27 protein-coding genes and 1 tRNA gene are annotated in these 26830 nt (G+C 71.2%); 13 read left to right on the forward strand and 15 right to left on the reverse strand.

The features are described from left to right. Positions 1-36: 36 nt before the first annotated feature. Positions 37-1065 (forward strand): LacI family DNA-binding transcriptional regulator, encoded by a 1029-nt coding sequence (locus tag IM770_RS05155; protein ID WP_203580069.1) that lies wholly within the window; start codon positions 37-39, stop codon positions 1063-1065. Positions 1066-1210: 145 nt separating this feature from the next. On the opposite strand, the gene IM770_RS05160 is transcribed toward IM770_RS05155, so the two are convergent. From IM770_RS05160 to IM770_RS05200, 9 genes are all read right to left on the reverse strand, one after another. Next, positions 1211-1795 carry a DnaJ family domain-containing protein gene (locus IM770_RS05160; RefSeq protein WP_203580070.1) on the reverse strand — a complete coding sequence of 195 codons (585 nt, stop codon included), beginning with the start codon at positions 1793-1795 and terminating at the stop codon, positions 1211-1213. Further along, positions 1792-2643: an NAD-dependent epimerase/dehydratase family protein gene (locus IM770_RS05165; RefSeq protein ID WP_203580071.1), complete on the reverse strand. Its 852-nt coding sequence runs from the start codon at positions 2641-2643 to the stop codon at positions 1792-1794. Before IM770_RS05165 ends, IM770_RS05160 begins: the two co-directional genes overlap by 4 nt. 55 nt (positions 2644-2698) lie before the next feature. Further along, a complete protein-coding gene (locus IM770_RS05170; RefSeq protein ID WP_203580072.1) occupies positions 2699-3646 on the reverse strand; it encodes an oxygenase MpaB family protein in 948 nt (315 codons plus the stop codon). 79 nt (positions 3647-3725) lie between these two features. Continuing rightward, positions 3726-4760 carry a LacI family DNA-binding transcriptional regulator gene (locus IM770_RS05175; protein WP_203580073.1) on the reverse strand — a complete coding sequence of 345 codons (1035 nt, stop codon included), beginning with the start codon at positions 4758-4760 and terminating at the stop codon, positions 3726-3728. Continuing rightward, on the reverse strand, positions 4753-6270 hold the full coding sequence (locus IM770_RS05180; RefSeq protein WP_203580074.1) for a sugar ABC transporter ATP-binding protein: 1518 nt from the start codon (positions 6268-6270) through the stop codon (positions 4753-4755). The genes IM770_RS05175 and IM770_RS05180 overlap by 8 nt, the downstream gene beginning before the upstream one ends. A gap of 60 nt (positions 6271-6330) precedes the next feature. Then, on the reverse strand, positions 6331-7347 hold the full coding sequence (locus IM770_RS05185; protein WP_203580075.1) for an ABC transporter permease subunit: 1017 nt from the start codon (positions 7345-7347) through the stop codon (positions 6331-6333). Further along, entirely contained in the window at positions 7344-8393 is a 1050-nt protein-coding gene (locus tag IM770_RS05190) for an ABC transporter permease (RefSeq protein ID WP_203580076.1), read from the reverse strand. Before IM770_RS05190 ends, IM770_RS05185 begins: the two co-directional genes overlap by 4 nt. Beyond that, positions 8390-9940, reverse strand: a complete 1551-nt coding sequence (locus IM770_RS05195; protein WP_203580077.1) for a sugar ABC transporter ATP-binding protein — start codon at positions 9938-9940, stop codon at positions 8390-8392. The genes IM770_RS05190 and IM770_RS05195 overlap by 4 nt, the downstream gene beginning before the upstream one ends. A 103-nt stretch (positions 9941-10043) precedes the next feature. Continuing rightward, positions 10044-11039: an ABC transporter substrate-binding protein gene (locus tag IM770_RS05200; protein WP_203580078.1), complete on the reverse strand. Its 996-nt coding sequence runs from the start codon at positions 11037-11039 to the stop codon at positions 10044-10046. A gap of 296 nt (positions 11040-11335) precedes the next feature. On the opposite strand from IM770_RS05200, the gene IM770_RS05205 reads away from it, so the two are divergent. From IM770_RS05205 to IM770_RS05225, 5 genes are all read left to right on the forward strand, one after another. Continuing rightward, on the forward strand, positions 11336-12334 hold the full coding sequence (locus tag IM770_RS05205; protein WP_203580079.1) for a LacI family DNA-binding transcriptional regulator: 999 nt from the start codon (positions 11336-11338) through the stop codon (positions 12332-12334). A 178-nt stretch (positions 12335-12512) separates the two neighbouring features. Next, positions 12513-13265, forward strand: coding sequence for an L-ribulose-5-phosphate 4-epimerase (locus tag IM770_RS05210; RefSeq protein WP_372430643.1), 753 nt, complete (start codon positions 12513-12515; stop codon positions 13263-13265). Beyond that, positions 13262-14914: a xylulokinase gene (locus IM770_RS05215; RefSeq protein WP_239065795.1), complete on the forward strand. Its 1653-nt coding sequence runs from the start codon at positions 13262-13264 to the stop codon at positions 14912-14914. Before IM770_RS05210 ends, IM770_RS05215 begins: the two co-directional genes overlap by 4 nt. Before the next feature lie 122 nt (positions 14915-15036). Continuing rightward, entirely contained in the window at positions 15037-16548 is a 1512-nt protein-coding gene (gene araA, locus IM770_RS05220; protein WP_203580080.1) for an L-arabinose isomerase, read from the forward strand. A 149-nt stretch (positions 16549-16697) separates the two neighbouring features. Next, positions 16698-17642 carry an aldose 1-epimerase family protein gene (locus IM770_RS05225; RefSeq protein WP_203580081.1) on the forward strand — a complete coding sequence of 315 codons (945 nt, stop codon included), beginning with the start codon at positions 16698-16700 and terminating at the stop codon, positions 17640-17642. A 210-nt stretch (positions 17643-17852) separates the two neighbouring features. Here IM770_RS05225 and IM770_RS05230 read toward each other — a convergent pair whose 3' ends face one another. Then, positions 17853-18050: a hypothetical protein gene (locus IM770_RS05230; protein ID WP_109211740.1), complete on the reverse strand. Its 198-nt coding sequence runs from the start codon at positions 18048-18050 to the stop codon at positions 17853-17855. A gap of 122 nt (positions 18051-18172) precedes the next feature. Between IM770_RS05230 and IM770_RS05235 the strand changes: the two genes are divergently transcribed. Next, positions 18173-18556: a DUF5684 domain-containing protein gene (locus IM770_RS05235; protein WP_203580082.1), complete on the forward strand. Its 384-nt coding sequence runs from the start codon at positions 18173-18175 to the stop codon at positions 18554-18556. A 58-nt stretch (positions 18557-18614) separates the two neighbouring features. Here IM770_RS05235 and IM770_RS05240 read toward each other — a convergent pair whose 3' ends face one another. Continuing rightward, positions 18615-19463 (reverse strand): SDR family NAD(P)-dependent oxidoreductase, encoded by an 849-nt coding sequence (locus tag IM770_RS05240; protein WP_203580083.1) that lies wholly within the window; start codon positions 19461-19463, stop codon positions 18615-18617. Between the two features lie 103 nt (positions 19464-19566). On the opposite strand from IM770_RS05240, the gene IM770_RS05245 reads away from it, so the two are divergent. The 3 genes from IM770_RS05245 (at position 19567) to IM770_RS05255 (ending at position 20858) form a co-directional block, all read left to right on the forward strand. After that, positions 19567-20193 (forward strand): asparagine synthase, encoded by a 627-nt coding sequence (locus tag IM770_RS05245; protein ID WP_203580084.1) that lies wholly within the window; start codon positions 19567-19569, stop codon positions 20191-20193. Positions 20194-20355: 162 nt separating this feature from the next. Next, the gene (locus IM770_RS05250; RefSeq protein ID WP_239065796.1) at positions 20356-20670 is read left to right on the forward strand and encodes an MmcQ/YjbR family DNA-binding protein; all 315 of its coding nucleotides are present in this window, start codon (positions 20356-20358) and stop codon (positions 20668-20670) included. Between the two features lie 115 nt (positions 20671-20785). Further along, positions 20786-20858 (forward strand) — tRNA-Arg (locus tag IM770_RS05255). 155 nt (positions 20859-21013) lie between these two features. On the opposite strand, the gene IM770_RS05260 is transcribed toward IM770_RS05255, so the two are convergent. After that, positions 21014-21541 (reverse strand): DUF1269 domain-containing protein, encoded by a 528-nt coding sequence (locus IM770_RS05260; protein ID WP_203580085.1) that lies wholly within the window; start codon positions 21539-21541, stop codon positions 21014-21016. Positions 21542-21794: 253 nt separating this feature from the next. Here IM770_RS05260 and IM770_RS05265 point away from each other — a divergent pair, with 253 nt between their 5' ends. After that, entirely contained in the window at positions 21795-22025 is a 231-nt protein-coding gene (locus IM770_RS05265) for a YkvA family protein (RefSeq protein WP_203580086.1), read from the forward strand. Between the two features lie 91 nt (positions 22026-22116). Here IM770_RS05265 and IM770_RS05270 read toward each other — a convergent pair whose 3' ends face one another. Continuing rightward, positions 22117-22929, reverse strand: a complete 813-nt coding sequence (locus tag IM770_RS05270; protein WP_203580087.1) for an MBL fold metallo-hydrolase — start codon at positions 22927-22929, stop codon at positions 22117-22119. Between the two features lie 12 nt (positions 22930-22941). Continuing rightward, a complete protein-coding gene (locus IM770_RS05275; protein WP_203580088.1) occupies positions 22942-23109 on the reverse strand; it encodes a hypothetical protein in 168 nt (55 codons plus the stop codon). A gap of 111 nt (positions 23110-23220) precedes the next feature. Between IM770_RS05275 and IM770_RS05280 the strand changes: the two genes are divergently transcribed. Continuing rightward, positions 23221-23589, forward strand: coding sequence for a VOC family protein (locus IM770_RS05280; protein WP_203580089.1), 369 nt, complete (start codon positions 23221-23223; stop codon positions 23587-23589). A 104-nt stretch (positions 23590-23693) separates the two neighbouring features. Then, positions 23694-25286 (forward strand): L-serine ammonia-lyase, iron-sulfur-dependent, subunit alpha, encoded by a 1593-nt coding sequence (locus tag IM770_RS05285; protein ID WP_203580090.1) that lies wholly within the window; start codon positions 23694-23696, stop codon positions 25284-25286. A gap of 138 nt (positions 25287-25424) precedes the next feature. Here IM770_RS05285 and IM770_RS05290 read toward each other — a convergent pair whose 3' ends face one another. Continuing rightward, the gene (locus tag IM770_RS05290) at positions 25425-26408 is read right to left on the reverse strand and encodes a DUF559 domain-containing protein (RefSeq protein ID WP_203580091.1); all 984 of its coding nucleotides are present in this window, start codon (positions 26406-26408) and stop codon (positions 25425-25427) included. Positions 26409-26830 lie beyond the last annotated feature (422 nt).

Raw genomic sequence — 26830 nt, forward strand, 5'->3', positions numbered from 1 at the left:
GTTGGTTCGATAACGTTTCCGCTACGAGGAGGGGTGATGACGCCGAGCGATGGTGGCGGGGGACGCAGTGCGACGCTGAGCGATGTCGCCCGGAAGGCGGGCGTATCGATCGCGACCGCGTCGAAGGCCCTCAACGGCCGGGACGACGTGGCGACCGCGACGCGTCGCCGGGTCGTGGCCGCCGCCGAGGAGCTGTCGTTCACGCCGAACGCGATGGCCCGCGGGCTGCTCGCGGGGCGCACCGGAACCGTCGGCCTCCTCACGAGCGACCTCGAGGGCCGCTTCATGATCCCCATCCTGATGGGCGCCGAGGACGCCTTCGGCGCCGGGAAGGTCAATGTGTTCCTGTGCGATGCGCGCGGGGACGCGATCCGCGAGCAGCATCACCTCAAGGCGCTGCTGAGCCGCCGCGTCGACGGCATCATCGTCGTCGGGCGCCAGACCGATCCGCGTCCGTCGCTCGGGCAGGAGATCCCGGTGCCCGTCGTGTACGCCTACGCGCCGTCGGACGACCCGCGCGACCTGTCGCTGACGCCCGACAACTACGCCGGCGGGCGCCTGGCGATCGAGCACCTCATCGCGTGCGGCCGGAGGCGCATCGCCCACATCACCGGCGACCCCACCTACGCGGCCGCGCAGGACCGCATCGCGGGGGCGAGAGCGGCACTCGACGCGGCCGGACTCGAGCTCGTCGGCGATCCGATGTTCTCGGAATGGACCGAGCACTGGGGGAGGGATGCCGCGGCTCTGCTGCTCGAGCGGCACCCCGATGTCGACGCGATCTTCTGCGGATCGGACCAGATCGCGCGCGGCGCGCTGGACACGGCGCGCGATCTCGGCCGCAACGTCCCTGAGGACCTCGCCGTGATCGGCTACGACAACTGGGAGGTGCTGGCGACGAACTCTCGCCCCGAGCTGACGAGCATCGACGCCAATCTGCAGCAGCTCGGCCGTCAGGCGGCGCAGCGCGTGTTCGATGCGATCGACGGCGTCGACATCGGCGAGGGCACGCACCACCTGCCCGTGCGCCTCATCATCCGGGGCTCGACGATCCCCCGCCGCTGAGCCGGCCGGGCTGGCCGGGCTCGGGCGCACCGCGCCCACCGGGCTGGTCAGGTTGCGGGCCGCACCGCGAACGTTCGGAGCGCACCGCGGGCCTTCGGGGGCGCCACCCCGAGCGCAGGGCATACGCCCCGAACCGGAGGGGGACTCAGCCTCGCGGGCGCCGCCACCACGGCCGGCGGCGCCCGGGCGCGGCATCCGTCTCCGCCGTCGCATCGGCCGCACCGCGCGCGTCGCGGCGCTCCCGCCACGCCTCGAGCTCCGCCTCGACGTCGCGCGTGGGCGTCACGACCGGCGGGCCGCCGAGCAGCTGACGGCGGGCCTCGATGACGCGGCGGTTGAAGTCCTCGAGCGCGTCGCGCACCTCGTCCTCGCGCGACAGGTCGTCGAGCTTCGCGTCGAGCTCGACGTTCTCGACGCGCAGCATGAGCGCGGGCGGGCCGAGCCCGGTGAGCTGCTCGGTCTCGATCTTGCGGCGGATCCACCAGTCCGGATCGTGCGTCTCGCCGAGCCCGGGGATCGGCTTGCCCGCGCCGGGCAGGTCGTCGAACTCGCCGCGCCGCATGGCCTGCTGGATCGCCGTCTCGACCACGGCCGCGCGATCGGCCGCCGAATACGCCCGCGCGACCTGCGAGCCCGCGGGCGCGGCATCCGTCCCCTCATCGTCCGAGCCGTCCTCGCCCGACTGCGCCGCACGATAGCGGGCGGCGGCGAGACGCGGGTCGTCGCTCATGACCCCGCGACGTGGTCCCGCCAGGAGTGCTGCGGGTCGTAGCCGAGCAGACGGCGGGCCTTGCCGATCGACAGGAGCGTGTCGTGCTCTCCGAACTCGCGCGTCTCGACGCCCGGGAAGACCTCGGCGACGAGCTCGGCGTTGGGGCGCGACATCACGGTGTCGGCGGCGGCGATGATGTAGGTCTCGAAGCCCGGGGGAGCGACCTCGAGCGCGCGCTGCACCGCGTGCGCTCCGTCGCGGGCGTCGATGTAGCCCCACAGGTTCCACTTGCGCGTCGCGGCGTCGTCGTCGTACGACGGGAAGGCCTCGTAGTCCTCGGGCACCATCACGTTCGAGAACCGCAGGCCGGTGATCGACAGATCCGGGTGCCAGCGCACGAGCTCGACGGCCATGCGCTCCTCGAGGGTCTTCACGAGCGAGTAGACCGACTCGGGCCGCGGCGGGTACTCCTCGTCGACCGGGATGTACGGCGGCGGCACGTCGAACGGCAGACCCAGCACCGTCTCGCTCGACGCGTACACCAGGCGACGGATGCCGAGCCGCACCGCCGCCCAGAACACGTTGAACGTCGCGGTCATGTTGTTGTGGAAGGTCGCAACGTCGGAGCGGATGCCGGGGGCCGGGATCGCGCCGAGATGCACGACCGCGTCGAACCCGTCGTGGCGGTCGTTCACGGCGGCGAGGGCGTCGACGACCTGGCCGTAGTCGGTGAGGTCCACCTGGACGAAGTCGGGGCCGCGGGTTCCCACGAGGTCGAGGCCGATGACGTCGTAGCCGGCCGCACGCAGTTCGCGGGCGACGACGGTGCCGAGCTTTCCGGAGGAGCCGGTGAGGGCGATGCGCATGACTCCAGCCTGCCACTGCCCGGGCCCCGTCGGCTCGATCAGCCGGGCGTCTCGATCACGGCGCGGGGGCGGTCGCGGTGGTGGCCGGGGTTGCGGGGGCCGCCTCAGCCAGGCGCCGCAGACGCCGCCGGGCGAAATCCTGGGCACGCGGACCGCGCGCGAGGGCCTTCGCGGACACCGCCAGCACCAGCCGGGTGAGGGTGATCACCGGGAGCGGGGCTCGACGCAGGCCGAGCACCTTGCGGTACCGACGGGGAAGGCTCGCCACGGCCGCGGCGAACAGCACCCGGTAGGCGACCCGCATGACCCCCGTGAACGGCACTTCGCGCAGGAATCGGACGACCTCGTCCACGCGCGCGTCGCGGCGGAGCTCACCGCGGTCGAGGTAGCGGTCCATGCGCGCGAGCAGCTCGGCCTCGGTGACGGGAGGATCGGCGAGCCGCATGAGCCGTCCGGCCTGCGCCCACTCCCGCACGTAGGCGTCCGGACCGCCCGGTATCGCCCCGCCCCAGCGCTCGTGCGCGCCGAGGAAGGCCTCGGTGAAGGCGAGATGGACCCACTCGACGAGGTCGGAGTCGGCGGCCGAGTACTCGCGTGGGCCGTCCGCCGCGTCGTACGACCCTCGCACCCGCTCATGGAGCCGAGCGACACGGGCGGTCTCGCGCGCCGCCTGCTCCGTCGAACCGTAGGTGACGCAGATGATCCAGCGGACGGTCCCGGTGAGGCGCCCGATCGGGTCCTCGCGGTACCGCGAGAAGTCGTGCACGCCCGCGAGCGCACCCGGGTGCAGCGCCTGGAGGAGCAGCGCGCGGATGCCGGCGACGAACGAGCCGGTGCCGGCGTGGACGGTCCACACCGGACCGTTGTCGGCGAAGTAGCCGGCGTCGTCGCCGTCGGCGAGGGCGCGGACCCACGGCGGTGTTCCGTCCGGGTCGCCCGAGAGCGCGGTCAGCAGTCGGCCGCGCAGCGTCGGCCGCTCGGCGTTCCGGGAGCGTGCGCGCATGACTCCAGCGTGCCATCTCGCCCGACCGTGAGGGGCGGGCGTTCGCAGCCTTGTCACATCCGGGCGTGAGCTGCGGAGATCACGGCGAGGGGGCGCGCGTCGACGCACGCACGATCAGGTGCGTGGGGATCGGCGTGTCCTCGGTGACGCTGTCGGGCTCCTCGACCGAGACCAGCACCTTCTGCATGATGAGCTCGCCGAGGGTGTCGAAGTCCTGCCGGACGGTCGTCAGCGGCGGATAGAGGTACCCGGCCTCGGGCACGTCGTCGAAGCCGACGACGCTGACGTCCTCGGGCACGCGGAGTCCGCGCTCGCGGAGTGCCGACAGCAGGCCGATCGACATGTGGTCGTTTCCGACGAAGACGGCCGAGCCGGGACGGATGTCGAGCTCGAGACCGACGGCGTGGCCGCTCGCCGCCGACCAGTCGCCGTGGCGGGGCTCGATGATCTCGAGGCGGCGCTCGGCCAGCTCGTCGCGCCACCCGCGGATGCGCTCGAGCGCGTCGGGCGCCCGGGTGGGGCCGGCGAGGTGGAAGATGCGCGTGTGGCCGAGCTCGGCGAGGTGGCGCACGGCCGATCGCGCGCCGCGGTACTGGTCGATCGACACGATGTGCGGACTCCGCCGCGCGGCGGCGGTCGCGGCGACGAGCGGGATGCTGAGGTCGAGCCCGCGGACGACCTCGAGCACGCCGATGTCGTCGACGATGAGCACGATGGCGTCGACGCGCTGGCGCAGCAGCCCTTCGACGACGCCCTTGATCGCCGCGGGGTCGGGATCCACCGCGCTGACCGTGTCGACGCTGTAGCGCGCGGCGCGGGCGGCGAAGTTGAAGTGCGTCGCGATCGAGGTGGGGCCGAAGTCGGGGACGCCGGGCGTCACCAGGCCGATGGTGCGCGTGCGGCGGGTCACGAGCGCGCGGGCGGCGGGGGACGGGCTGTAGCGCAGCTGGGCGATCGCCTGCTCGACGCGCGCGCGGGTCGCGGGCCGCACGTTCGGCAGGTCGTTGATCACGCGCGAGACGGTCTGGTGCGACACCCCCGCGAGCCGGGCGACGTCGAAGATGTTGGCGGCGCGCGTCGATGCGTCGTCGGCCGCCGCCCGCGGGTCAGTCATCGAGCTCATCCGGTCGGGCGACGAGCGCGAGCAGCGAATCCACCGTGAGCGCGTCGGAGGGGAGCGTGTCGACGATGCGGCCGTCGCGCACGATCGCGACGCGGTGCCCGACGCGCAGCACCTCTTCGAGCTCCGCCGAGATGAACATGACTGAGAGGCCGTTCGCCGCCATCTCGCCCACGAGGTTCTGGATCTCGACCTTGGCCCCCACATCGATCCCGCGTGTCGGCTCGTCGAGCACGAGCACGCGAGGCGACAGTGCGAGCAGGCGCGCGAGCAGCACCTTCTGCTGGTTGCCACCGGAGAGCGTGCCCGCCGGGCGGTCGAGATCGGGCGGACGGATGTCGAGGGCCTCGACCCAGCTCGCCGCGAGCTCGCGCTGACGTGCGGGCGGGATGCGGCGCAGCACGCCGCGGTCGGCCTGGAGTGCCAGCGTGATGTTCTCAAGCACGCTGAGCTCGCTGATGATGCCCTCGGTGCGGCGGTTCTCTGACGAGTAGACCACGCCGAGAGAGATGGCCGAGCGGGGACCGGACGGGCCCCGGCCGTTGCCCTCGATGCGGATGACGCCGCTGTCGATGCGGTCGATGCCGGTGAGTGCACGGGCGAGCTCGGTGCGGCCCGCCCCGAGCAGCCCGGCGACCCCGAGCACATCTCCCTCGTGGAGGTCGACGTCGGCGTCGCGGATGCCGATGCCCGCGCTCACGCCGCGCGCCGACAGCACGGGTCGGTCCTCGTCGTCGGACGACTCGGTGCGCGGGACGGTGCGGAGCGCGGCGGCGCTCCGCCCGAGCATGGCCTGGACGAGGTCGATGCGCAGCAGCTCACGGGTCAGGTACTCGCCGATGAGCTTGCCGTCGCGGAGCACCGTCACGCGGTCGCACAGCTCGTAGACCTGGTCGAGGAAGTGCGAGACGAAGAGGATCGCGACGCCGCGGCTCTTGAGGTCGCGCACGACGCGGAAGAGCTCGGCCACCTCGTCGAGGTCGAGGCTCGACGTCGGCTCGTCGAGCACCAGCACCCGCACGTCCGTCGAGATCGCGCGGGCGATCGCGACGAGCTGCTGCACCGCCAGCGAATGCGTGCCGAGCCTCGACGCGGGATCGATGTCGAGGCCGAGGTCGGCCAGCACCTCGTGGGCCTCGCGCCGCATCCGGCGCCAGTCGATCGCTCCTGCCCGCCGCGGCTCTCGGCCCAGCGCGATGTTCTCGGCGACCGAGACGTTGGGGAGAAGGTCGATCTCCTGGTAGACCGTGCTGATGCCGGCCTGCTGCGCATCGTGCGGCGACGTGAACCGCATGACCTCGCCCGCGAGGGTCAGCACACCGGCGTCGAGTGGGAGCGCTCCGGTGATCGCCTTGATGAGCGTGGACTTGCCGGCGCCGTTCTCGCCCATGAGCGAGTGCACCTCGCCGGGGAACAGACGGAAGTCGACGCCGTCGATCGCGGCATCCGCTCCGAAGCGCACCGTCGCCCCGGAGAGCAGCAGCAGCGGCCGCGCCTCGTCCATCAGGCCATTATCCCGGTGGAGCGAGGCGCGGCCGCCGTGCGCGGACGTGGTGTCGCCGCTCTATCTGCGCCGCTGCGAGCGGGCGACGATCACGCGCTGCACGACGATGAAGACGAGCAGGAGGCCGCCGATGATGATCTGGGTCCACGCCTGCTCGGCGCCCATGAACGAGATCAGCTTCTTGATCGTCGCGTAGACCAGCACGCCCACGAGCGAGCCCAGGACGTAGCCCATGCCGCCCGTGAGGAGCGTGCCGCCGATGACCACGGCCGCGATGGCGTCGAGCTCGGTGCCGATGCCGTTGCGGGGGTAGCCGGCGCCCGAGTAGGCCGTGAGCAGCAGGCCGGCGAGGCCGCCGCACACGCCGCTGATGACGTAGACGACGATCTTCGTACGCGCGACGTTCAGGCCCATCAGGCGTGCGGACTGCTCGTTGCCGCCGATCGCGTAGACCGTGCGCCCGAAGCGGGTCCACAGCAGCACCGCGAACGCGATCGCCACGGTCAGCAGGGCGATGATGCCGGTCGGCGTGATGTACCAGCCGCCCACGCTGAACCGCGTGCGCTGCAGCCAGAGCACCGCCGGGTCCTCGACGCGGATGGACGACAGGCTCACGACGAACGCCAGTCCCCGCGCCAGGAACAGTCCCGCGAGCGAGGCGATGAACGGCTGCACGTCGAAGTACTGCACGAGGATGCCGACGAGGAGGCCGATCGCGGCGCCGGCCAGGAGCATGACGGGCACGGCGATCGCGGCCGGGATGCCCTGGGACAGGAGGCTCGCGCCGAGGATGCCGGTGAACGCCATGACCGACCCGACCGACAGGTCGATGCCCCCGGTGAGGATCACGAAGGTGAGGCCGACGGCCAGCACGACCAGGTAGGCGTTGTCGAGGAGGAGTGCCGAGATGTTGCCGGGGCTGAGGAACCGGGGGAACCGGGCCTGTGCGCCGATCAGCAGCACGATGAGGATCGCCACCGCCGCGAAGGTCGGCATGAGCGAGGCGTGCCGGCTCATGAAGGTCGTGTAGCGCGACGGCGCTGCGGCGCGCCGCACGGGTGCTTCGAGACTGGTCATGACGCCACCCCCGCTCGGCTGCCGGCATCTGTGCGGTTCCGTGCGCTCGCGGACCGCAGGGCGCCACGCGCCCAGCGGTGCAGGCGCGGAGACTGCACGAGGACGACGACGATCACGACGATCGCGAAGAACACGGGGCTCTGCGCCGAGGGCACGCCGAGGAACAGGATGGTGGCCTCCAGGGTCTGGATCGTGAGCACGCCGATGACCGTGCCGGCGATGGTGAACTTGCCTCCCATCAGGGAGGTGCCGCCGAGCACCACCGCGAGGATCGCGTAGAGCTCGATGAAGAGGCCGGCGGCGTTCGCGTCGGCGGCCCGGATGTTGGAGCTGTAGATGATGCCCGCGACGCCGGCGAGGCCACCGCTCAGCACGTAGGCGCCGAAGACGATCCCGCGCGCACGGACGCCGGCGAGCCGGCTCGCCTCGGGGTTGATGCCGACCGCCTCCGTCAGGACGCCGAGGGCTGTGCGCCGCTCGAACAGGGCGATCACCGCCACGGCGGCCACCCAGATGAGGAAGGCGAAGGGGAGGGCGAGCAGGTACCCGGTGGCGATGAACTCGTACGGTGCGCTGTTGACCGTCGTGATGAAGCCCTCGGTGATCAGCAGGGCGACGCCGCGGCCGGCGAGCATCAGCACGAGGGTGGCGATGATGGGCTGGATGCCGACGATCGACACGAGGAACCCGTTCCAGACCCCCAGCACGAGCGAGACTGCGAGCGCCACGGCCAGGGCGACCGCGACGGTGCCGAGATTGCCGGGGTCTGGTGACCCGTCGATGATCGTCAGCGCGACGGCGCCCGAGACGGCCATGATGGCGCCGACCGACAGGTCGATGCCGCGCGTCGCGATCACGATCGTCATGCCGAGCGCGACGAGCATGAGCGGGGCGCTGTTGCGCAGGATGTCGATCAGCGCGCCGTAGAGCTCGCCGTTGCGGACCGTCACGAGGATGAACTGCGGGCGCGCGATCGTGTTGATCGCGATCAGCGCGAGCAGCGCGACGACGGGCCAGAACAGCCGGTGCTTCAGGATCGCCTTCATGCGACGCTCTCCTCTGCCTGGGTGTCTTCTGCCTGGTTGGCGATGTAGTCGATGAGTCCGTCGAGGTCGACGTCGTGCGAGTCGAGTTCGCCGATCTTGCGGCGGTCTCGCATCACGACGATCCGCTGCGCGATGCGGAGCACCTCTTCGAGCTCGGATGAGATGAAGATGACCGAGAGGCCCTGCGCGCTCAACTCGGCGACCTTGCGCTGGATGTCGGCCTTGGCGCCGACGTCGATGCCGCGGGTGGGCTCGTCGAGGACGAGGAGCTCCGGCGCCGTGGCCAGCCACCGGGCGAGCAGCACTTTCTGCTGATTGCCTCCGGAGAGATTGCCGGCGAGCATCGCCGGGTCGGCGGGCCGTACGCCGAGCGCCGCGATGTACTCCGTGACGATCGCATCGACCTCGGCCCGGGGGATGCGGCGCATCGCGCCGCGGCGGGCCTGGATGCCGAGCACGACGTTCTCGGCGACGGTCAGATCGGCGATGATGCCCTCGGCGCGGCGGTTCTCGGACGAGAAGGCGATGCGGTTGTCGATGGCCTGCCTCGGCGATCCGTGCCTGGCGGCGCGGCCGTGCACCTCGATCTGGCCGGTCTCGGCGCGATCGGCGCCGTAGAGGAGGCGCACCAGCTCGGTGCGGCCGGAGCCCAGCAGACCGGCGACGCCGACGACCTCGCCGTCGTACACCTCGAGGTCGACCGGCTCGAGGAAGCCCCGCCTGCCGATATCGGTGGCCCTGAGCACCGGCGTGCCGGTGCGATCGATCGACCGGTCGGCGACCGAGGCGAGCGCTGTGAGCTCATCGAGCTCGCGACCGATCATCTTGGTCACCAGTGCGCCGCGGGGAAGGTCGCGCACGGGGTACTCGCCGACGAGGCGACCGTTGCGCAGGACCGTGATGCGGTCGGAGATCTCGTAGATCTGGTCGAGGAAGTGGCTCACGAAGAGGATCGCGACGCCCTTGCCGCGGAGGTCGCGGATCACGCCGAAGAGCTGCTCGACTTCGCCGCGGTCGAGGCTCGAGGTCGGCTCGTCGAGGATGAGCACCTTGGCGTCGAGCACCATCGCCCGTCCGATGGCGATCAGCTGCTGGATGGCGATCGAGTGGCTCGACAGCGTCGAGCGGGTGTCGATCGTGAGCCCCAGGCTCTCGAGGTGCTCGGCGGCCAGGCGGTGTACGGCCTTCCAGTCGATGCCGGCGGCGGTGCGCGGCTCATGGCCGAGCATGACGTTCTCGCCGACCGAGAGGTTCGCGCACAGGTTCACCTCCTGATACACGGTCGAGATGCCGGCGGCCTGCGCGTCGGCGGTGCTGGTGAAGCGCCGTGGCCGCCCGCCGACGGCGATCTCACCGGCGTCGATCGCGTAGACCCCGGTGAGGGCTTTGATGAGCGTCGACTTTCCGGCGCCGTTCTCGCCCATGAGCGAGTGGACCTCGCCGGCGCGCAGGGTGAAGTCGACGCCGTCCAGGGCGAGGACGCCCGGGAATCGGATGGTGATCCCGGTCATCTCGACGACCGGCGGGACTGCGGTGTCCGCGGACATGATGGCTCAGCTGCCTTTCCAGCATCGGCGCGGCCGCCGGGGAACCTCGCGATTCCCCGGCGGTGCGCTGTCTACCTGCCTCGATACAGGAGGGGTGGTGCGATCAGTACGGACGGCTGTCGATGACCTCGGCCGCCTGCTCCTGCGTGAAGGTCTGGTCTTCGACGTAGACCTCCTTCTCGACCTCCTTGCCGTCGAGGACGTCGAGCACGAGGCCTGCCGCGAGGTCGCCCAGGAGCGGGTTGCACTCGACGATGAAGTTGATCTTGCCGTCCACGAGGGCCTGCATGCCATCCTTCACCGCGTCGATCGACACGATCTGGATGTCGACACCCGGCTCGGCGCCGGCCGCCTCGATGGCCTCGATCGCGCCGAGGGCCATGTCGTCGTTGTGCGCGTAGACCAGGTCGATGCCGTCGACGCCGTACTTCTGGAGGAAGCCCTCCATGACCGTCTTGCCGCCGTCACGCGTGAAGTCGCCGGTCTGCGAGTCGATCTTCTCGATCGCGGTGTCCTTGACGGCCTCGTCGAACCCGGAGGCGCGGTCGTTGGCCGGCGCGGATCCGGTCGTGCCCTCGAGGACGACCATCTTGGTCGGGGTGTCGCCGAAGGTCTCGGCCGCCCACTCGCCGGCCATCACGCCTTCCTTTTCGAAGTCCAGTCCGACCCAGCTGGCGTAGAGGTCGTCCGACGCCGAGACCGTGCGGTCTTCGAGGACCACCGGGATGCCGGCATCCGCCGCCTCCTGCAGCACGTCGTCCCAGCCGTCCTCGACGATGGGGGCGATCACGATCGCGTCGACGCCCTGGTTGATGAAGTCGCGCACGGCCGCGATCTGCGCAGCCGTGTCGTTGTCGGCGGCGTTGAAGATCAGTTCGAACCCGTTGTCGGCCGAGAATGCCTCCTTCATCGACTCGGTGTTCGCCGAGCGCCAGCCCGACTCCGATCCCGTCTGGGCGAATCCGACGGTGACCACGCCGTCGTCGTCGCCGCCCGCTCCCGCGTCGCCGGTGGCATCGCTGTCGCTCGCGCAGCCGGTCGCGGTGAGGGCGAGTGCCCCCAGGAGCGCGAACCCGGCGAGAAGCGTCTTCTTCTTCATTCCAAAACCTCCTCGTTCTGGTCCGGCATCGCTGCCGGCTTGGTGTGGTCGGCACCACCGCTGTGCGGCGCCGACGGTGAGATGTTAGCCCTCACATTCCGGGTGTCCGCAAGTTGTTAGCGGTAACAGTTGCATAACGCGGCAGTCGTCCACAAGGTGAGTAGCTCGCCGGGTGTCCGCGGGAAGTCGAGTCGGAAGTGAGGGATCACATTCTCGTCACACCCAGCGATCTGCAGGCGGATGCCGTCACGACCCCGCGCGAGGAGCTCGCTCCGCGTGCGGATAGGGTGAGCGCGATGAGCGAGCCGCGCGATCGAAACGCCGCCCGGGTGGGGGTGCGCGACGTCGCGCGCGCCGCCGGGGTGTCGACGCAGACCGTGTCGCGGGTCATCAACGAGCACCCGAACATCCGCCCCGAGACGCGGGATCGCGTGCTCCACGCCATCTCAGAGCTGGGATACCGCGTGAACAACGCCGCGCGCACGCTCGGCACCCGCACGACGCGCACCCTCGGCGTCATCGCCTCGGATGCGACCCTGTACGGCCCGGCCGTCGGCATCGCCGCCCTCGAGGCGGCGGCTCGCGAGGCCGGGAGGTGGATCGCGACGGCGTACGCGGATGCCTCGGCCGAGGCATCCGTCCGCGACGCGGCCGATCGCCTGCTGGCGCAGGGCGTCGACGGGCTCATCGTGCTCGCTCCCCATGCTGCGAGCCTGACGGCTCTCGCCCAGGCGCACCCCGCCGTGGCGATCACGGCGCTGCACACCGATGAGGGCGCCGAGCAGCAGGAGGCGGGGGCGGCGCTCGCCGTCTCGCACCTCGTCGCGCTCGGACACCGGCGGATCGGTCGCGTGGCGGGGCCGGGGGAGTGGCTCGAGGCGCGCTCGCGCGAGCACGGGACGCTGCAAGCACTGGCCGAGGCGGGGCTCGAGCCCGGGCCGGGGTGGCGGGGCGACTGGACCGCCGCCGCCGGAGCGGCGCTCGCACCCGAGATCGCCGCGGCCGTGCGCGCCACGGGTGGGCCGACGGCGGTGGCCGCCGCCAACGACCAGATGGCGCTGGGTCTGATCGCAGGGCTCCGTGAAGCCGGCCTCGACGTGCCGGGCGATGTGAGCATCGTCGGCTTCGACGACAATCCGGATGCCGCGTACTACCGGCCCGCGCTCACCACGGTGGGTCTCGACCTCGGCGGCGAAGCGCGCCGGGCGGTGGCGGCGGTGCTGGGGGAGCCGGCATCCGTCCCCGCCGCGCCGCGGCTCGTCGTCCGCGCGTCGACCGCGCCGCCGCCGCGCTGACCCACCCGGCCAGCCGGGCGGCGCGACTGAGCTGTCGCAACACGCGGCATCGCCGCGCCGATTCGGCGTGTTGCGCCACATCAGGGCCGGGCAGAGGTTGGCAAAGGGCGATGTTACCGGTAACATCGACGCGCGCGGCCATGGGAGCCGCCCCACACGAGACCCGACGGAGGACCCCGTGACCAGCCCGGATCCGGTGACGCCCGCACCGACCTTCAGCCCCGAGATCGAGGAGTCCATCGCCGCCGTCCGCGCCGATGTCGCCGCGCTCCACAGCGAGCTGGTGAGGTACGGCCTCATCGTGTGGACGGGCGGCAACGTGTCGGGCCGCGTCCCCGGAGCCGACCTCTTCGTGATCAAGCCCAGCGGCGTGAGCTACGACGACCTCGCGCCCGAGAACATGATCCTCTGCGACCTCGACGGCACCGTGATCCCCGGCACGCTCGGCAGCGAGCGGAGCCCCTCGAGCGACACCGCCGCGCACGCGTACGTGTACCGCCACATGCCCGAGGTCGGCGGAGTCGTGCACACCCACTCCACGTTCGCGGTGGCGTGGGCCGCGCGCGGCGAGGAGATCCCGTGCGTCATCACGGCGATGGCCGACGAGTTCGGCGGGCCGATCCCCGTGGGCCCGTTCGCGATCATCGGCGACGACTCGATCGGCCGCGGCATCGTCGAGACCCTCACCGGTCACCGCTCGCGCGCGGTGCTGATGCAGAACCACGGTCCGTTCACGATCGGGGTCTCGGCGAAGGACGCGGTCAAGGCCGCGGTCATGGTCGAGGACGTCGCGCGCACCGTGCACTACGCCCGCGAGGCGGGTCCTCTCATCCCGATCCCGCAGGACGCGATCGACCGCCTGTACGACCGGTACCAGAACGTCTACGGCCAGGCCGGCGACGAGCGGCGCGACGAGGGGGACGAGCGATGACGGACGCAGCGATGACGGACGACGTGCAGACGGATGCCGCAGCCCGGGCGATCCGCGACGGCCGCACCGCACTCGGCATCGAGCTGGGCTCGACCCGCATCAAGGCCTGCCTCGTCGACGCGGACGACCCGGCGACGGTGCTCGCGGTCGGCTCCCACGCGTGGGAGAACCGCTACGAGGACGGACTCTGGACGTACGCGCTCGACGACGTGTGGTCGGGCCTGCAGGCCGCCTATGCGGATCTCGCAGCCGACGTGCAGCAGCGTCACGGCGTGACCCTCGAGACGTTCGGCGCGATCGGCGTCTCGGCGATGATGCACGGCTACCTCGCGTTCGACGAGGCGGGCGATCTGCTCGCGCCCTTCCGCACGTGGCGCAACACCAACACCGGCGCTGCCGCAGCGGAGCTCACCGAGGCGTTCGGTGTGAACATCCCGCTGCGCTGGTCGATCGCGCACCTCCACCAGGTCGTGCTCGACGGCGAGACCCACGTGCCCGACATCCGCTTCGTCACCACGCTCGCCGGGTACGTGCACTGGAAGCTCACCGGCGAGAAGGTGCTCGGCGTGGGGGACGCGTCGGGCATGTTCCCCATCGACTCCGCCACCGCCGACTACGACGCCGAGCTGCTCTCGCGCTACGACGCGGTGGCCGCCGGACGCCTGCCGGTCGCGCACGTGGCGGAGCTGCTGCCCGACGTGCGCGTCGCCGGAGCACCCGCCGGCGAGCTGACCGCCGCGGGCGCGGCACTGCTCGACGCGTCGGGAGCGCTGCGCCCCGGCATCGGGTTCTGCGCTCCCGAAGGCGACGCGGGCACGGGAATGGTGGCCACCAACGCCGTCGCGCCGCGCACCGGCAACGTCAGCGCGGGTACGAGCATCTTCGCGATGGTGGTGCTCGAGCGTCCGCTCGAGCGCGTGCACCACGAGCTCGACCTCGTCACGACGCCCGTCGGCGACACGGTCGCGATGGTCCACTGCAACAACGGCGCGAGCGAGCTCGCGGCGTGGGTGGGCATGTTCGCGCGCTTCGCCCAGGCGGCGGGCACGCCGTTCGCCGACGACGTGGTCTACGAGACGCTGTTCCGCGAAGCGCTCGCGGGCGAGGCCGACGGCGGCGGACTGCTCGCCTACAACCACCTCGCCGGCGAGCCGATCGCCGGGCTCACCGAGGGACGCCCGCTCTTCGTGCGCACGCCCGACAGCCGGCTCACCCTCGCGAACGCCATCCGGGCGCAGCTCTACGGAGTGTTCGGCACGCTCGCGCTCGGCATGCGCGTGCTCGACGACGAAGGTGTCGCGCTCGACCGCATGTTCGCGCACGGCGGCATGTTCCGCACCGCCGGGGTGGCGCAGCGCTTCCTCGCCGGCGCGCTCGGCGCCCCCGTGTCGGTCGGCGACACTGCCTCGGAGGGCGGCGCGTGGGGCATCGCGGTGCTCGCCGCCTACGCGCGGGCCGTGGCGGAGACGGATGCCTCGGCCGAGGCATCCGGAATCTCCCTCTCGACCTATCTCGACGACCGGGTCTTCGCGGACGCGGCGATCGTGACCGCCGAGCCCGACCCTGCCGACGTGGCGGGCTTCGCGACCTACCTCGACCGCTATCGCGCCGGCCTCGCCGTCGAAGCCGCCGCCGTCTCCGCTCTCTGACCCTTTCACGCCACCGTGTCCCGCTTTCGCGACGTCATGTCCCACTCTCGGTCGCATGATGCGCCCGGAACGAGCGAAATCGGGACATGGATGCCTCTTCCCCGACGAACGAAGGAAACCCCATGACCCGCACACCCCTGTCGTCCTCGCTCGACGCCTACGAGATCTGGTTCGTCACCGGCAGTCAGACGCTGTACGGCGACGAGACCCTGCGCCAGGTGGCCGAGCAGTCGCAGGCCGTCGCGGCCGGGCTGGACGGCCTCCCCGTCAAGGTGGTCTGGAAGCCGGTCCTGAAGGACTCGGACTCGATCCGCCGTCTCGCCCTCGAGGTCAACGCCCGCGACGAGGTCATCGGCGTCGTGGCGTGGATGCACACCTTCAGCCCCGCGAAGATGTGGATCGCCGGTCTCGACGCTCTGCAGAAGCCGCTGCTGCACCTGCACACGCAGGCCAACGTCGAGCTGCCGTGGGCAGACATCGACTTCGACTTCATGAACCTCAACCAGGCCGCGCACGGCGACCGCGAGTTCGGGTACATCCAGACGCGCCTCGGCGTGGCGCGCAAGACCGTCGTCGGCCACGTGTCGAACCCGGCCGTGCGCCAGCAGGTCGAGGACTGGCAGCGCGCCGCCGCCGGCTGGGCGGCCTCGCGCACGCTCAAGCTCGCGCGCTTCGGCGACAACATGCGCTACGTCGCCGTCACCGAGGGCGACAAGACCGAGGCCGAGCTGCGGTTCGGCGTGCAGGTCAACACGTGGGGTGTCAACGAGCTGGTCGCCGCGGTCGAAGCGCAGACCGATGCCGACGTCGACGCGCTCGTCGACGTCTACCTCGCCGAGTACGACGTCGCGGAGGAGCTGCGGCCGGGCGCCGAGCGCCACCAGTCGCTGCGCGACGGCGCCGCGATCGAGCTGGGGCTGCGCTCGTTCCTCGAGGAGGGCGGCTTCGGCGCCTTCACGACGTCGTTCGAAGACCTCGGCGCGCTGAAGCAGCTGCCGGGTCTCGCGGTGCAGCGTCTGATGGCCGAGGGCTACGGCTTCGGCGCCGAGGGCGACTGGAAGACGGCGATCCTGGTGCGGGTCGCGAACGTCATGGGCGCGGGCCTCCCCGGCGGCGCCAGCCTCATGGAGGACTACACCTACGACCTGGTCGCGGGCGACGAGAAGATCCTCGGCGCGCACATGCTCGAGGTCTCGCCCTCGCTCACGACGGCCAAGCCCCGCCTCGAGGTGCACGCGCTCGGCATCGGCGGCAAGGACGACCCGGTGCGCCTGGTCTTCACCGCCGACCCCGGGCCCGCGCTCGTGGTGGCGATGAGCGACATGCGCGACCGCTTCCGCCTGGTGGCCAACGTGGTCGAGAACGTCGACGCGCCCGACCTGCCGCAGCTGCCCGTGGGTCGCGCGGTGTGGAAGCCCGCGCCCGACTTCGCGACGAGCGCCGCGTGCTGGCTCACCGCGGGCGCCGCGCACCACACCGTGATGACCACGGCCATCGGCATCGAGGTGTTCCGCGACTTCGCCGACATCGCCGGCACCGAGCTCGTCGTCATCGATGAGGACACCACGGTGCGCGGCTTCCAGCGCGAGCTGCGCTGGAACCAGGCGTACTACCGCCTCGCGCAGGGCCTCTGACCCACCAGTCCTCGTCTCGTCGAGACCGGGGATTCCGCTCGAGACCGGGGGCGTCGCCCTCGGTCTCGGCGCGGATCCCCGGTTTCGAGGCCCTCGAACGTCGCCGCTACTCTGGTTGGCGGCATCCCCTCATTCCGCAAGGAGCCCCCATGGCACGTCCCCCCGCATCCGGAACCCAGCACGCGCTCCGCGCCGGCGACTACGAGGCCGTCGTCGCCAGCGTCGGCGCGACGCTCCGGTCCTTCACCTACCGCGGCCGCGACCTCGTGGTGCCGTTCGACGCCGACGAGGTGCGCCCCGCGCACCGCGGTGCGACGCTCGCACCCTGGCCGAACCGCATCGTCGACGGGAAGTACTCGTTCGGCGGACGCGACTTCCAGCTGCCGCTCACCGAGCCGGCCCGCTCGCACGCGCTGCACGGTCTCGCGACGTGGCTCGACTTCGAGGCGATCGACAAGGGTCCTGATCACGTCACCCTGGCCGCCGTCATCCAGCCGCAGACCTTCTACCCGTGGCGCCTCGTTGTCACGACGACGTTCTCGCTCGGTCCCGAAGGCCTCACGCAGTCGGTGACGGCGCACAACGAGAGCGACCAGCCGGCACCGTGGGGCACCGCCCCGCACCCGTACCTCGTCGCCGGCGAGGGCCGCGTCGACGGCTGGACGCTCGAGCTCCCCGCCGAGCAGGTGCTCGCGGTCACGCCCGACCGTCTCATCCCCACCGCCCTCGTGGCGGTCGACGCCGACGAGCCTGAGCGCTTCGACTTCCGCTCGCCCCGGCAGATCGGCGCGGCGGAGATCGACCACGCGTACACCGGCCTCGTCCGGGCTGCGGACGGCACCGCGACGGTGCGCGTGACGGATGCCGCGGGCTCCGGTGTCGAGATGTCGTGGGACGCCGTCTGCCCGTGGGTCCAGATCCACACCGCCGACAAGCCCGACGCCGCGCAGAGCCGCCTGGGCCTCGCCGTCGAGCCGATGACGTGCGCGCCCGACGCATACAACGCGGGGTCGTACGACTACGACGCCGGTCTCACCGTGATCGAGCCCGAGGCATCCGTCAGCGCTTCGTGGCGCATCGCCGCGATCGCCTGACCGCCGAGATCGTCTGAGCGCCGCGATCGGCTGACCGCCGCGGTATCGTGGTGCGCAGGCGGTGGTCGACCCCGATCGACTGACCGGCGCGGTCGCCTGACCGGCCGGATCGTCTGACCGCCGCGCGGTCGCCCGCGCATCGCGACGCCGCGCAGAAACGACGAATGCGGAGCCGGCCCCCCGGGCGGCTCCGCATTCTTCGTATGCGAGTCAGCTGTCTCGCAGATCTTCCTTGATGTCGTTGCGCGTCTTCACCGAGTCGCGCTCCGCCTCGGCCTTGCGCACTTCGGCGTCGGCCTTCATCTCGTCGACTTTGTCCCCGACTCGATCGGTGGTGTCTTCCCAGGCGTCCTTGATCTTCTCGCCGACGGCCTGAGCGGTCTCTTTCGCGTCGTCCATGAATCCCATCGATCTCTCCTCTCATGAGGGATGACATCGACGCTACGCCGGGCCTCCGGCCCGTGCACGGGGTTGCCAAGCGGCCGCCGGCTTGCTACACCGGTGCGGGAGCTGCCCCCTATGCTGAGCGCATGATCGAGGCGAACACCATCACGTCAGGGGCCGACCTGTCGGCGCTGTATTCCGTTTCGGGCATCATCGGCCTGATCTGGTACATCCTCGTGGCGGTCGCGCTGTGGAAGGTGTTCGACAAGGCCGGGTACCCCGGCATCCTGGCGATCATCCCGATCGTGAATGTCTTCGTGCTCGTGAAGGTCGCCGGCTACTCGGCGTGGCTGGGGCTGCTGTACCTGATCCCCATCGTCGGCTGGATCTTCAGCATCGTCGTCGCGATCCGCGTCGGGAAGGGCTTCGGCAAGGGCGGCGCGTGGTCGTTCTTCCTGCTCTGGCTGTTCGCCTTCGTCGGGTACTTCATCCTCGGCTTCGGCCGGGCGACGTACACCAAGCCGGCCTGACCCGCGAGCTACAGGCCGCATCCGCGCCGGCGCCGCGTCCCCCGGCCCGCACCCGCCGTCAGCGCACCGGGGTGGTGGTGTCGATGGCGTCGCGCAGCGGCCGGCGCATGGGCGCCCAGTAGTGGTTCGGGCTGATGCGGGCGAGCACGTCGACCAGGCGCGCCTCGCGGCCGATCATCGTGCGGGGCCGGCGTCGGATCGTCGCCTCGACGATGCGCTCCGCCGCGTCGGCGGGCTCGGTGTGGTACATCGACGCCTGCGCCGCCGCGGCGCGCTGGGCGACGGCGGGATCGATCGCCGCCGCATACCGGCCGTGCAGGATGATGCCGGTCTTCACCCCGGCCGGATACACCGCGCCGACTGTCACGGTGGAGCGCTCGAGCTCATGCCGCAGCGACTCGGTGAAGCCGCGCACGGCGAACTTGCTCATCGCGTAGGGGATCCGGCCGGCGGGGGCGGCGAGTCCGTAGATCGACACGAGGTGCGTGATGTGGGCGGCCGGCTCGCGGCGCAGCGCCGGCAGCAGCGCCTGCGTGATGTTGACGGTGCCCCACAGGTTCACGTCCATGAGCCACCGCATCTCGGCCATCGTCAGCTGGTCGATGTCGCCGAGCATGGACGATCCGGCGCATGTGATGAGGGACTGGATGCGGGGATGGGATGCCTCCACCTCCGCCGCGAGCGCGGCCACGGCGCCGTCGTCGGTGAGGTCGACGACGTGCGTGGTGTGTCCCGTGCCCGCGAGGGTCGACGCGACCGACTCGAGGCCGTCGGCGTTGCGGTCGACGAGGGCGATGTGCGCGCCGCGCCGGGCCAACTGGCGTGCCACGTCGGCGCCCATCCCCGCCGCCGCGCCGGTGATCACGGCGGTGCGTCCGCGCACGTCCAGGGGTCGCTGCTTGGCCATGTGCCGCCTCTCGCTCCGGGTCGTCGCCGTCGACGATCCGCGGCTTCGATTCTCGCTGATTCGCGAAGGTCCGCTGGACGCTAGCCTGTTCAGGGGAGGTGCGATGGGCAAGACCGCGGAGGCGATCGCCGAAGGCGTGTCCATCGCGTCCGCCGCCGCACGCCTGGCGATCCGCAACCGCATCCTGGTCGAGACGATCGCGCACGACGAGCCCTTCGAGGTGACGGCGTTCACCCCCTTCGCGCACGACACGCTGATCGGCCTCGCCGAGGAGCAGGAGCAGGCGGCCGACCTCGTCAAGCGCCAGCGCAAGAAGGCCTGGGGCAAGTTCACCGATCCTGACGGCACCCACGACTACCGCGACCGCGACATGCGCAATCTCCGTCGCCGTCGCCGACAGTACGCCGGCGTCGCGCATGCGCTCCGGCGCATGGCCGACGACCCGCATGTGGTCCGCACGCTGATCGAGCAGTCGCGCGACGCCGCGTGGGGCGACGTCGAGGCCAACCTCCAGCGCCGGCTGCGCGTCGAGGGCATGCGACCCGAGCTCGATCCCGACTACGACCGCATGCGCGCCGCCCGAATGCAGTCCATCCGCCTGGTCGACCTCCCGCGGCTCGCCGCCCACAAGCGGCACCAGGACGAGGGGGAGACGGATGCCGCGCCCGCCGAACCGGTCGCGCCGTCGCCGCGCGTGTCCGGTGTGGACGTGAGCGAGCTCGAGTCCTGACGGACCGACCTACGCGCGGTCCTCGCCCTCACGGCAGTCGCCGCTCCTGACAGGGACGGCGCCGACGGCTACGCTCGCCATGTGAACGGCGACGAGCCTTCGGCTCACCCGATGTGGTTCCCGTCCGAGCACCCGCTTCCGGTGCGGGTGCGGAGTCTGTGCATGTCCTACCCCGAGGCGGTCGAGGCGATCTCGCACGGGCGGTGCACCTTCCGCGCGGGCAAGCGCCAGTTCGCGATCGTGGGCGTCGGGCCCGAGCCCGCGGTGCTGTTCATCCCCGACGAGCTTGAGCGCCCCGCGCTCCTCGAGCGCGACGACGTGTTCGTGCCGCCCTATGAGGGCGCGTACGGCTGGCTCGCGCTGCGCGTGGAACCGGATGCCGGCGACTGGGAGCTTCTCGCCGAGCTCATCGACACCTCCTACCGGCATGTGGCGCTGCAGCGCCAGCTGCGCGCGCTCGACGGCGCCGGGGCCTGAGGGGGAGCGGCTCAGCGTCCGGACACGCCCGGGAATCCGGCATCCGTCCGCCGATTCGCGCGGCAGGCGTCCGTCAGGTATTCTTGACGACGTTGTGCGCGAGAGCGCGCGACATGCGCCCGTAGCTCAATGGATAGAGCATCTGACTACGGATCAGAAGGTTAGGGGTTCGAGTCCCTTCGGGCGCGCACTGTGTTGAGACAGTGATCGAGAACCCGCGGATCTCCGCGGGTTTTCGTGTTTCCGCGGGGAGACCGCACTCTTCCCTTCGGGCTGTCGCCTGGCGCGTGCCATCGCGGCACGGCGGCGACGCCGGGCACCGCCCGGCGTCGCGCAGCGCCGGCTAGGAGTTGAGCTGGTCCACCACGTCGTCGGCCGACTCCTCGATCGCCTTGCGCAGCTTCTCGTAGTCGTCCGCGTCGATCGCCTTCGTGATGCGCTTGTCGGCCCGCTGGAGCGCCTTCTCCACACGGTCGGCCCACCGGTCGTCCACGACCGCGACGATCGCCGACGAGCCGGGCGCGAGGTACTCGTCGACGTCGACGCCCATCTTCTTCTCCTCGCGGTTCTTCTTGATCTTCCCGAGGATCGCGCCGATGCCCGCGCCGACCGCGGTCGCCGCCAGCAGCGGCGGTGCGAACAGCCCGACGACGACGCCGGCGCCGGCGCCCCACGCCGCACCGTGGCCGACGGACTTGTCTCCGTGCTCCTTGACCTGCACCTTGCCGTCCTTGTCGCGGACGAGCACCACCGCGCCGATGATCTCGTAGCCGCCGGAGTCCTGACCGCTCCGGAGTGCCTGGTAGTCCTCCGATGCCGTCGCGGTGTCGTCATAAGAGCCGACCACCAGCGAGAGATTCTTCGTGCCCATCGATGTCTCCTTCGACTCGCTCTTGAAGCGGCGGGCGCGTGGCGCGGAACGTCGCTTCCCTGCAGTGGTGCGATCCTACGTCCGGGGTTCGGCCTCGGACCAGTGCACGACACGCACCGCCATCGTCCGTTCACGGACTCGTCGGGAGCGCGCCTCAGGAAGGCTGGACGGCGGCCTCCACCGCGGTCCGCGTCAACGTCACGACTTGGTATCGACGGCCCATCCTCACCCACCGGACCGCACACTGGAGTGCATGTGGTGGAGGTTCCTCAAGGCGATCAAGCGCCGCGAGCACCGTGTCGCACCGACGACATGGGTCGCGGCCATCGCTGCTGTCGTCTACACGTTCGCGCCGATCGATCTCATCCCCGAGCTCGTTCTCGGGCCGCTGGGACTCGCGGACGACGCCGGGCTCTGGGGCATCTTCGCCGTGCTCCTGGTACGCGAGCACCGCCGGTGGCAGGGCGGTCTCACCGCGCACTAGGTGTTCCGCGCACAAGGGGTCTGCGCACAAGGGGTGTTGCGCACATGGGGTTCTGCACGCAACGGGTTCTGTGACCTAGGGGTTCCGCGCGCTAGGGCTTCTGCGACCGCTGCGAGAGTCGCTTCCGCTGCCACTCGTGCACGTCGGTCAGCCAGTCCAGCGGTGCCCCGGGGCCGATCCGCGGATCCTCGGCGTCCCGTCCGTCTCGGAGCGCCTCGACGTATCGCCGGTCGAGCCCGATCCGCTCCCTGAACTGCGTCGCATCGCCGACGGAGCCGTGCCCCGGCACGACGGCATCCACCGTCCCCATCAGCTGCTCGAACGCGTCGAGCGCGGCGAGGTAGTCGTCGATGGGACTCGCCGCCTCCAGATCGAGGAACGGCATCAGGATGTCCGACAGCATGTCGCCGGCGATCAGCACGCCGCTGTCTTCGACGAGCAGCGCGGCGTGCCCGGGTGCGTGCGCGCGGTGCTCGATGATCCTGACCGCGGGCCCCTCCCACGGAACCCGCGTGGCACCGTCGGGCAGCCCGTCGATGAGACCGAGCAGCTCCATGGGGATCTCGTCGGCGTGTTCGGGCGGTAGCCCTTCGGCGATCTGCTGCGTCCAGTCGGGCTCGGCGAGAACCGCGCGGATGGATGCCGCGCCGCGCGCCGTGCCGTAGCGCGGTGGTTCGCCGAGCGCGGGGTGCCAGAGGACGTGGTCCCAGTCCGGGTGGGTCGAGAACCCCACCACGACGACGAGTCGGCGCTCGTGGAGGTCGGCAGCCAGCGCCGCCAGCTCCGCGGTGGTGATGCCGGGGTCGACCAGCAGCACGCCGTCGGAGCCCTCCACGATGACGGCGTTGCTCTGGAGGAACTCGCTCTCGTGGACGAGGACGCCCTCGGCGACGCGGGTCAGCATGACCGCGCGGCGCTACCTGCGCTGTTCGAACGCGCCGGCGGTGATGGGCACGGCGACCGCTGCCGCGATGCAGAGCACGCCCGCGATGAAGACCAGTCCCGGCAGGATCGGCGACGCGAACGAGATGCCCACCAGCCACATGCCGCCGATGAGCAGGATGCCGTAGATCACGAACAGCATGGTCCACCTCCAGGGGAAATCGTTGTCTCCTTGATACTCCGCACGAGACCCGCGGGGGAAGGGGTTGCGCAAACGTCGGCGCTTCGCCGAGGAGGCGACCACAATGGCGGTATGAGACTCGTGCAGGTCGCCCAGCGCGCCGATGACCCCGAGCGTGCCGCCGCCTTCTACTCCACGCTGCTCGGCACCGAGCCCACCGCGGTGTTCGATCCGCCCGGACTGCTGTTCTTCGATCTGGACGGCGTGCGGCTGCTTCTCGACAGGGGCGCGCCGACGTCGCTGATCTACCTGCAGGTCGACGACGTCGACGCCGCGCTCGCGCGCCTCGGCGAGCGCGCCGAGGTCGTCTCGCCACCGCACGTGATCTTCACGCACGGCGACGACGCACTCGGTCCGGCTGGTCACGACGAGTGGCAGACGTTCGTCAGGGACTCCGAGGGCAACACCGTCGGGCTGGTCGCGTTTCGACCCCGGCCGTGAGCCCGCAGGCTGCGCACTCACATAGAGGCGCAGCGTGCAGCCTGCTGCTATCGACTCGATAACGCCGTGCAGATTGCGCGAGCCGGCGGCGTAGCCTGGATGAGATGAGCGCCTACGTCTCGGCGTTCGAGCTGTTCTCCATCGGCGTAGGACCCTCGAGCTCCCACACGGTCGGTCCGATGCGGGCCGCCGTCGACTTCGTCGCGCGACTGCGCGACTCCGGCGAGCTCCCGCGCGTCGGCCGGGTCACGTGCACGCTGTACGGCTCCCTCGGTGCCACAGGTATCGGTCACGGCACCCCCGACGCCGTGGTGGCGGGTCTGCAGGGGCTGGAGCCCGAGACGGCGGACCCGGATGCCGTGCGCTCGGCGTGGAGCGCCTGGCCCGACGACCGGCCGCTCGAGCTCGCCGGCGTGCACGCGGTGCCGTTCGCTCGCGGCGACGTCGTCTTCGCGCCCCGGACCCGCCTGCCCGGCCACCCGAACGCGATGACGCTCGAGGCCTGGGTCTCCTCCCACGATGGTCCGCCGCGCGCGCTCGCCGCGACGCCGTTCCGAGAGACCGGCGCGGCCGCGCCCGCAACGATCGAGCAGGCGACGGATGCCGGACTCCTCGTCCGCGAGACCTATTACTCCGTCGGCGGCGGCTTCATCCGCCGCGAGGGCGACGCCGCCGCGGGCGGCCCGACGGATGCGCGGTCGTTCCCGCTCGCGTTCGACAGCGCCGAGGAGCTCCTGGCGCTGTGCGACGAGCGCGGCATCACGATCGCGGAGGCCGCGCGTGTCAACGAGGAGTCCCTGCGCCCCGACGAGGACATCGCCGAGGGCCTCGACCGGATCTGGGACGCGATGGCGTCGTGCGTCGAAGCGGGCCTCGAGGCCGACGGCGTGCTGCCCGGCGTCCTCGGGGTGAAGCGCCGGGCGGCATCGATCCGCGCGCAGCTCGAGGCGAGTGAGGCCGATGGCCGCCGCGAGCTCCCGGGCGAGTGGCTGGGCGCTTTCGCGCTGGCCGTCAACGAGGAGAACGCGGCCGGCGGACGCGTCGTCACCGCGCCGACGAACGGCGCCGCGGGCATCGTCCCGGCGGTCGCGATGTACTGGTGGCGGTTCCTCGCCGACTCGGGCCTCGGGGCGGGCAACGCCGTCACGCCCTACGGCGAGCTGGTCGGCAGCGCCCTGCTCGGCTACCACGGGCACGCGGCGAGCCTCGAGGAGGCCGCAGGCTGGGACGAGGAGCAGGTTGCCGAGGCGAACCGGCGGCGCGGCATCCGTCGGTTCCTTCTCACGGCGACCGCGCTGGGTTCGCTGTTCAAGGCCAACGCGTCGATCTCGGGGGCCGAGGGCGGCTGTCAGGCCGAGGTCGGCTCGGCGTGCGCGATGGCTGCGGGCGGACTGACCGCCGTCATGGGCGGCACGAATCGTCAGATCGAGAACGCCGCCGAGATCGCGATGGAGCACCATCTCGGCCTCACGTGCGATCCCGTCGGCGGGCTCGTGCAGATCCCCTGCATCGAGCGCAACGCCATCGCCGCGTCGACGGCGGTGACGGCGGCGCGGCTCGCGCTGCGCGGCGACGGATCGCACTACGTGTCGCTCGACGCCGTGGTCGAGACCATGCGGCAGACGGGCATCGACATGTCGCACAAGTACAAGGAGACGAGCGAGGGCGGCCTCGCGGTCAACGTCATCGAGTGCTGATGCGCCCGTCCGCCCCGCCCGGAACTCGAGTGTCCACGGCGAGACGGTGGCCCGACGTGCCGAGGTGGCGTTTGTGGCCGCCACCACCGCGGTGAGGCGGCACGAGCTGCCACCTTTCACCGCGCCCGGACGCACCGCTCACCCTGGCGTCCACCCCCGACGCAGCAAGACGGCACTGATGATCGAGACCGCCGAGGGCGGCGTTCCTCTGATGTGATCCGAGGTCAGGCGTACGACCTCCCAGCCCGCGGCGGCATACGCCGCATGCTTCTCGATGTCGCGATTCCATTGCCGACGACTCGTGCGGTGGTGATCGCCTTCCACTTCGACGATGGTGCGGTGCATCCGGTACACGGCGTCCGCGATGCCCAACAGCCGACCGTCACCGTCGCGGATCTCGACATCGAGCTCCGGCTCCGGCAGCCCGGCGGCTTCCGCATCGATGCGATACTCCGTCTCCAACGGCGAGGCGCTCCCCACTCGGATCAGATCGAGCGCCCGTCGCAGCTTGCCCGAGCCGCGGCGCCGGCCCGCGTACGCCGCGCGCCGCAGCTTCTCCGGCGTGGTCAGCTGCTTGTGGGGCAGCGGTGTGCCGCGGTCGTCGCGAGGGATCCGGACGAACGCGTCGCCGAGCACCACAAGCTGGCGCACGCTCAACTCGCGGGCGAGCATCGCCCATGTCGACGCGGGGCTGCTCACCCGCAGTCCATCGAATTCCTCGACGCTGACCAGGGTGGGCGAGATCTTGATCGCACGGATGCCGCGACGCCGAGGAGCGCGCGCCGGGGCACGCACGGCGACGTGGAGGTCTTCGCCGTGCTGGAGCGGGCCGCCCCAGATGACCGCCGCGGTCGTCCCCGCGAAGAAGGCGCTCGGCGACATGATCTTGCGGTAGGCGCGCGCCAGGCGCAGCACTCGCCGTCGCTGCGCGCGGTCGCGTGCCAAGGGCGTCTCCGTCTCGGCCGACGAGTCCTGGGGTTCTGGCCGAAGACGCACGCCGCGGAACGGGGTGTCGATGTCCTTGCCGCGCAGTCGCCGGCGTGTGGCCCCGGCGTCGAGGGCTTCGGAGCAGGTGAAACTCTCGCCGAGTTGAGGGGGAAGCGGGGCGGCGGGGCTCGGCATCCTTCCAATCTGCTGGTGCTGCGGGACCTGGCAGGTTCTTGATCGCGGAGATGTGGAGAGCCCGCCCCGACTGGGTGGCAGGGGAGGAACCGAGACGCTACTCCCCGCGCCACAGCTCTGGGGCGGTCGCTCGCGCGCAGGTGGCAGTTGTGGTCGCGTCACCACCGAGGCGGCGACCTGGCTGCCACCCCGAGCGCGGCGCTCAGGCAGAAGGTGACAGTTGTGGTCGCCACCCCGCCCAGGTGGCGACCCGGGCTGCCACCCCGAGCGCGGCGCTCACGCAGAAGGTGGCAGCTGTGGTCGCGTTCCCACCCGGGTGGCGGCCAGAGGTGCCACCTTCATCCGCGCACAGGCGCCGGCTCCGGAGCCATCCCGTGTTCGTTGTGAGCGAACACCGAGCACTTAGCACTCGCGCACCCCGA

This window comes from Microbacterium hibisci (assembly GCF_015278255.1).
In the GTDB taxonomy this organism is placed as follows: domain Bacteria; phylum Actinomycetota; class Actinomycetes; order Actinomycetales; family Microbacteriaceae; genus Microbacterium; species Microbacterium hibisci.

What these genes read in the sequence shown, in the direction of transcription:
- IM770_RS05275 (WP_203580088.1), bottom strand. Translation starts at nt 23,109, where the DNA reads ATGCTGTTCGTGATCTACGGCATCCTGCTCATCGGCGGCATGTGGCTG.
- IM770_RS05245 (WP_203580084.1), top strand. Translation starts at nt 19,567, where the DNA reads ATGGGCAAGACCGCGGAGGCGATCGCCGAAGGCGTGTCCATCGCGTCC.
- IM770_RS05180 (WP_203580074.1), bottom strand. Translation starts at nt 6,270, where the DNA reads ATGGACGAGGCGCGGCCGCTGCTGCTGCTCTCCGGGGCGACGGTGCGC.
- IM770_RS05215 (WP_239065795.1), top strand. Translation starts at nt 13,262, where the DNA reads ATGACGGACGCAGCGATGACGGACGACGTGCAGACGGATGCCGCAGCC.
- IM770_RS05155 (WP_203580069.1), top strand. Translation starts at nt 37, where the DNA reads ATGACGCCGAGCGATGGTGGCGGGGGACGCAGTGCGACGCTGAGCGAT.
- IM770_RS05250 (WP_239065796.1), top strand. Translation starts at nt 20,356, where the DNA reads ATGTCCTACCCCGAGGCGGTCGAGGCGATCTCGCACGGGCGGTGCACC.
- IM770_RS05235 (WP_203580082.1), top strand. Translation starts at nt 18,173, where the DNA reads ATGATCGAGGCGAACACCATCACGTCAGGGGCCGACCTGTCGGCGCTG.
- IM770_RS05185 (WP_203580075.1), bottom strand. Translation starts at nt 7,347, where the DNA reads ATGACCAGTCTCGAAGCACCCGTGCGGCGCGCCGCAGCGCCGTCGCGC.
- IM770_RS05230 (WP_109211740.1), bottom strand. Translation starts at nt 18,050, where the DNA reads ATGGGATTCATGGACGACGCGAAAGAGACCGCTCAGGCCGTCGGCGAG.
- IM770_RS05170 (WP_203580072.1), bottom strand. Translation starts at nt 3,646, where the DNA reads ATGCGCGCACGCTCCCGGAACGCCGAGCGGCCGACGCTGCGCGGCCGA.
- IM770_RS05165 (WP_203580071.1), bottom strand. Translation starts at nt 2,643, where the DNA reads ATGCGCATCGCCCTCACCGGCTCCTCCGGAAAGCTCGGCACCGTCGTC.
- IM770_RS05225 (WP_203580081.1), top strand. Translation starts at nt 16,698, where the DNA reads ATGGCACGTCCCCCCGCATCCGGAACCCAGCACGCGCTCCGCGCCGGC.
- IM770_RS05285 (WP_203580090.1), top strand. Translation starts at nt 23,694, where the DNA reads ATGAGCGCCTACGTCTCGGCGTTCGAGCTGTTCTCCATCGGCGTAGGA.
- IM770_RS05290 (WP_203580091.1), bottom strand. Translation starts at nt 26,408, where the DNA reads ATGCCGAGCCCCGCCGCCCCGCTTCCCCCTCAACTCGGCGAGAGTTTC.
- IM770_RS05260 (WP_203580085.1), bottom strand. Translation starts at nt 21,541, where the DNA reads ATGGGCACGAAGAATCTCTCGCTGGTGGTCGGCTCTTATGACGACACC.
- IM770_RS05160 (WP_203580070.1), bottom strand. Translation starts at nt 1,795, where the DNA reads ATGAGCGACGACCCGCGTCTCGCCGCCGCCCGCTATCGTGCGGCGCAG.
- IM770_RS05200 (WP_203580078.1), bottom strand. Translation starts at nt 11,039, where the DNA reads ATGAAGAAGAAGACGCTTCTCGCCGGGTTCGCGCTCCTGGGGGCACTC.
- IM770_RS05280 (WP_203580089.1), top strand. Translation starts at nt 23,221, where the DNA reads ATGAGACTCGTGCAGGTCGCCCAGCGCGCCGATGACCCCGAGCGTGCC.
- IM770_RS05190 (WP_203580076.1), bottom strand. Translation starts at nt 8,393, where the DNA reads ATGAAGGCGATCCTGAAGCACCGGCTGTTCTGGCCCGTCGTCGCGCTG.
- IM770_RS05175 (WP_203580073.1), bottom strand. Translation starts at nt 4,760, where the DNA reads ATGACTGACCCGCGGGCGGCGGCCGACGACGCATCGACGCGCGCCGCC.
- IM770_RS05265 (WP_203580086.1), top strand. Translation starts at nt 21,795, where the DNA reads ATGTGGTGGAGGTTCCTCAAGGCGATCAAGCGCCGCGAGCACCGTGTC.
- araA (WP_203580080.1), top strand. Translation starts at nt 15,037, where the DNA reads ATGACCCGCACACCCCTGTCGTCCTCGCTCGACGCCTACGAGATCTGG.
- IM770_RS05270 (WP_203580087.1), bottom strand. Translation starts at nt 22,929, where the DNA reads ATGCTGACCCGCGTCGCCGAGGGCGTCCTCGTCCACGAGAGCGAGTTC.
- IM770_RS05205 (WP_203580079.1), top strand. Translation starts at nt 11,336, where the DNA reads ATGAGCGAGCCGCGCGATCGAAACGCCGCCCGGGTGGGGGTGCGCGAC.
- IM770_RS05195 (WP_203580077.1), bottom strand. Translation starts at nt 9,940, where the DNA reads ATGTCCGCGGACACCGCAGTCCCGCCGGTCGTCGAGATGACCGGGATC.
- IM770_RS05240 (WP_203580083.1), bottom strand. Translation starts at nt 19,463, where the DNA reads ATGGCCAAGCAGCGACCCCTGGACGTGCGCGGACGCACCGCCGTGATC.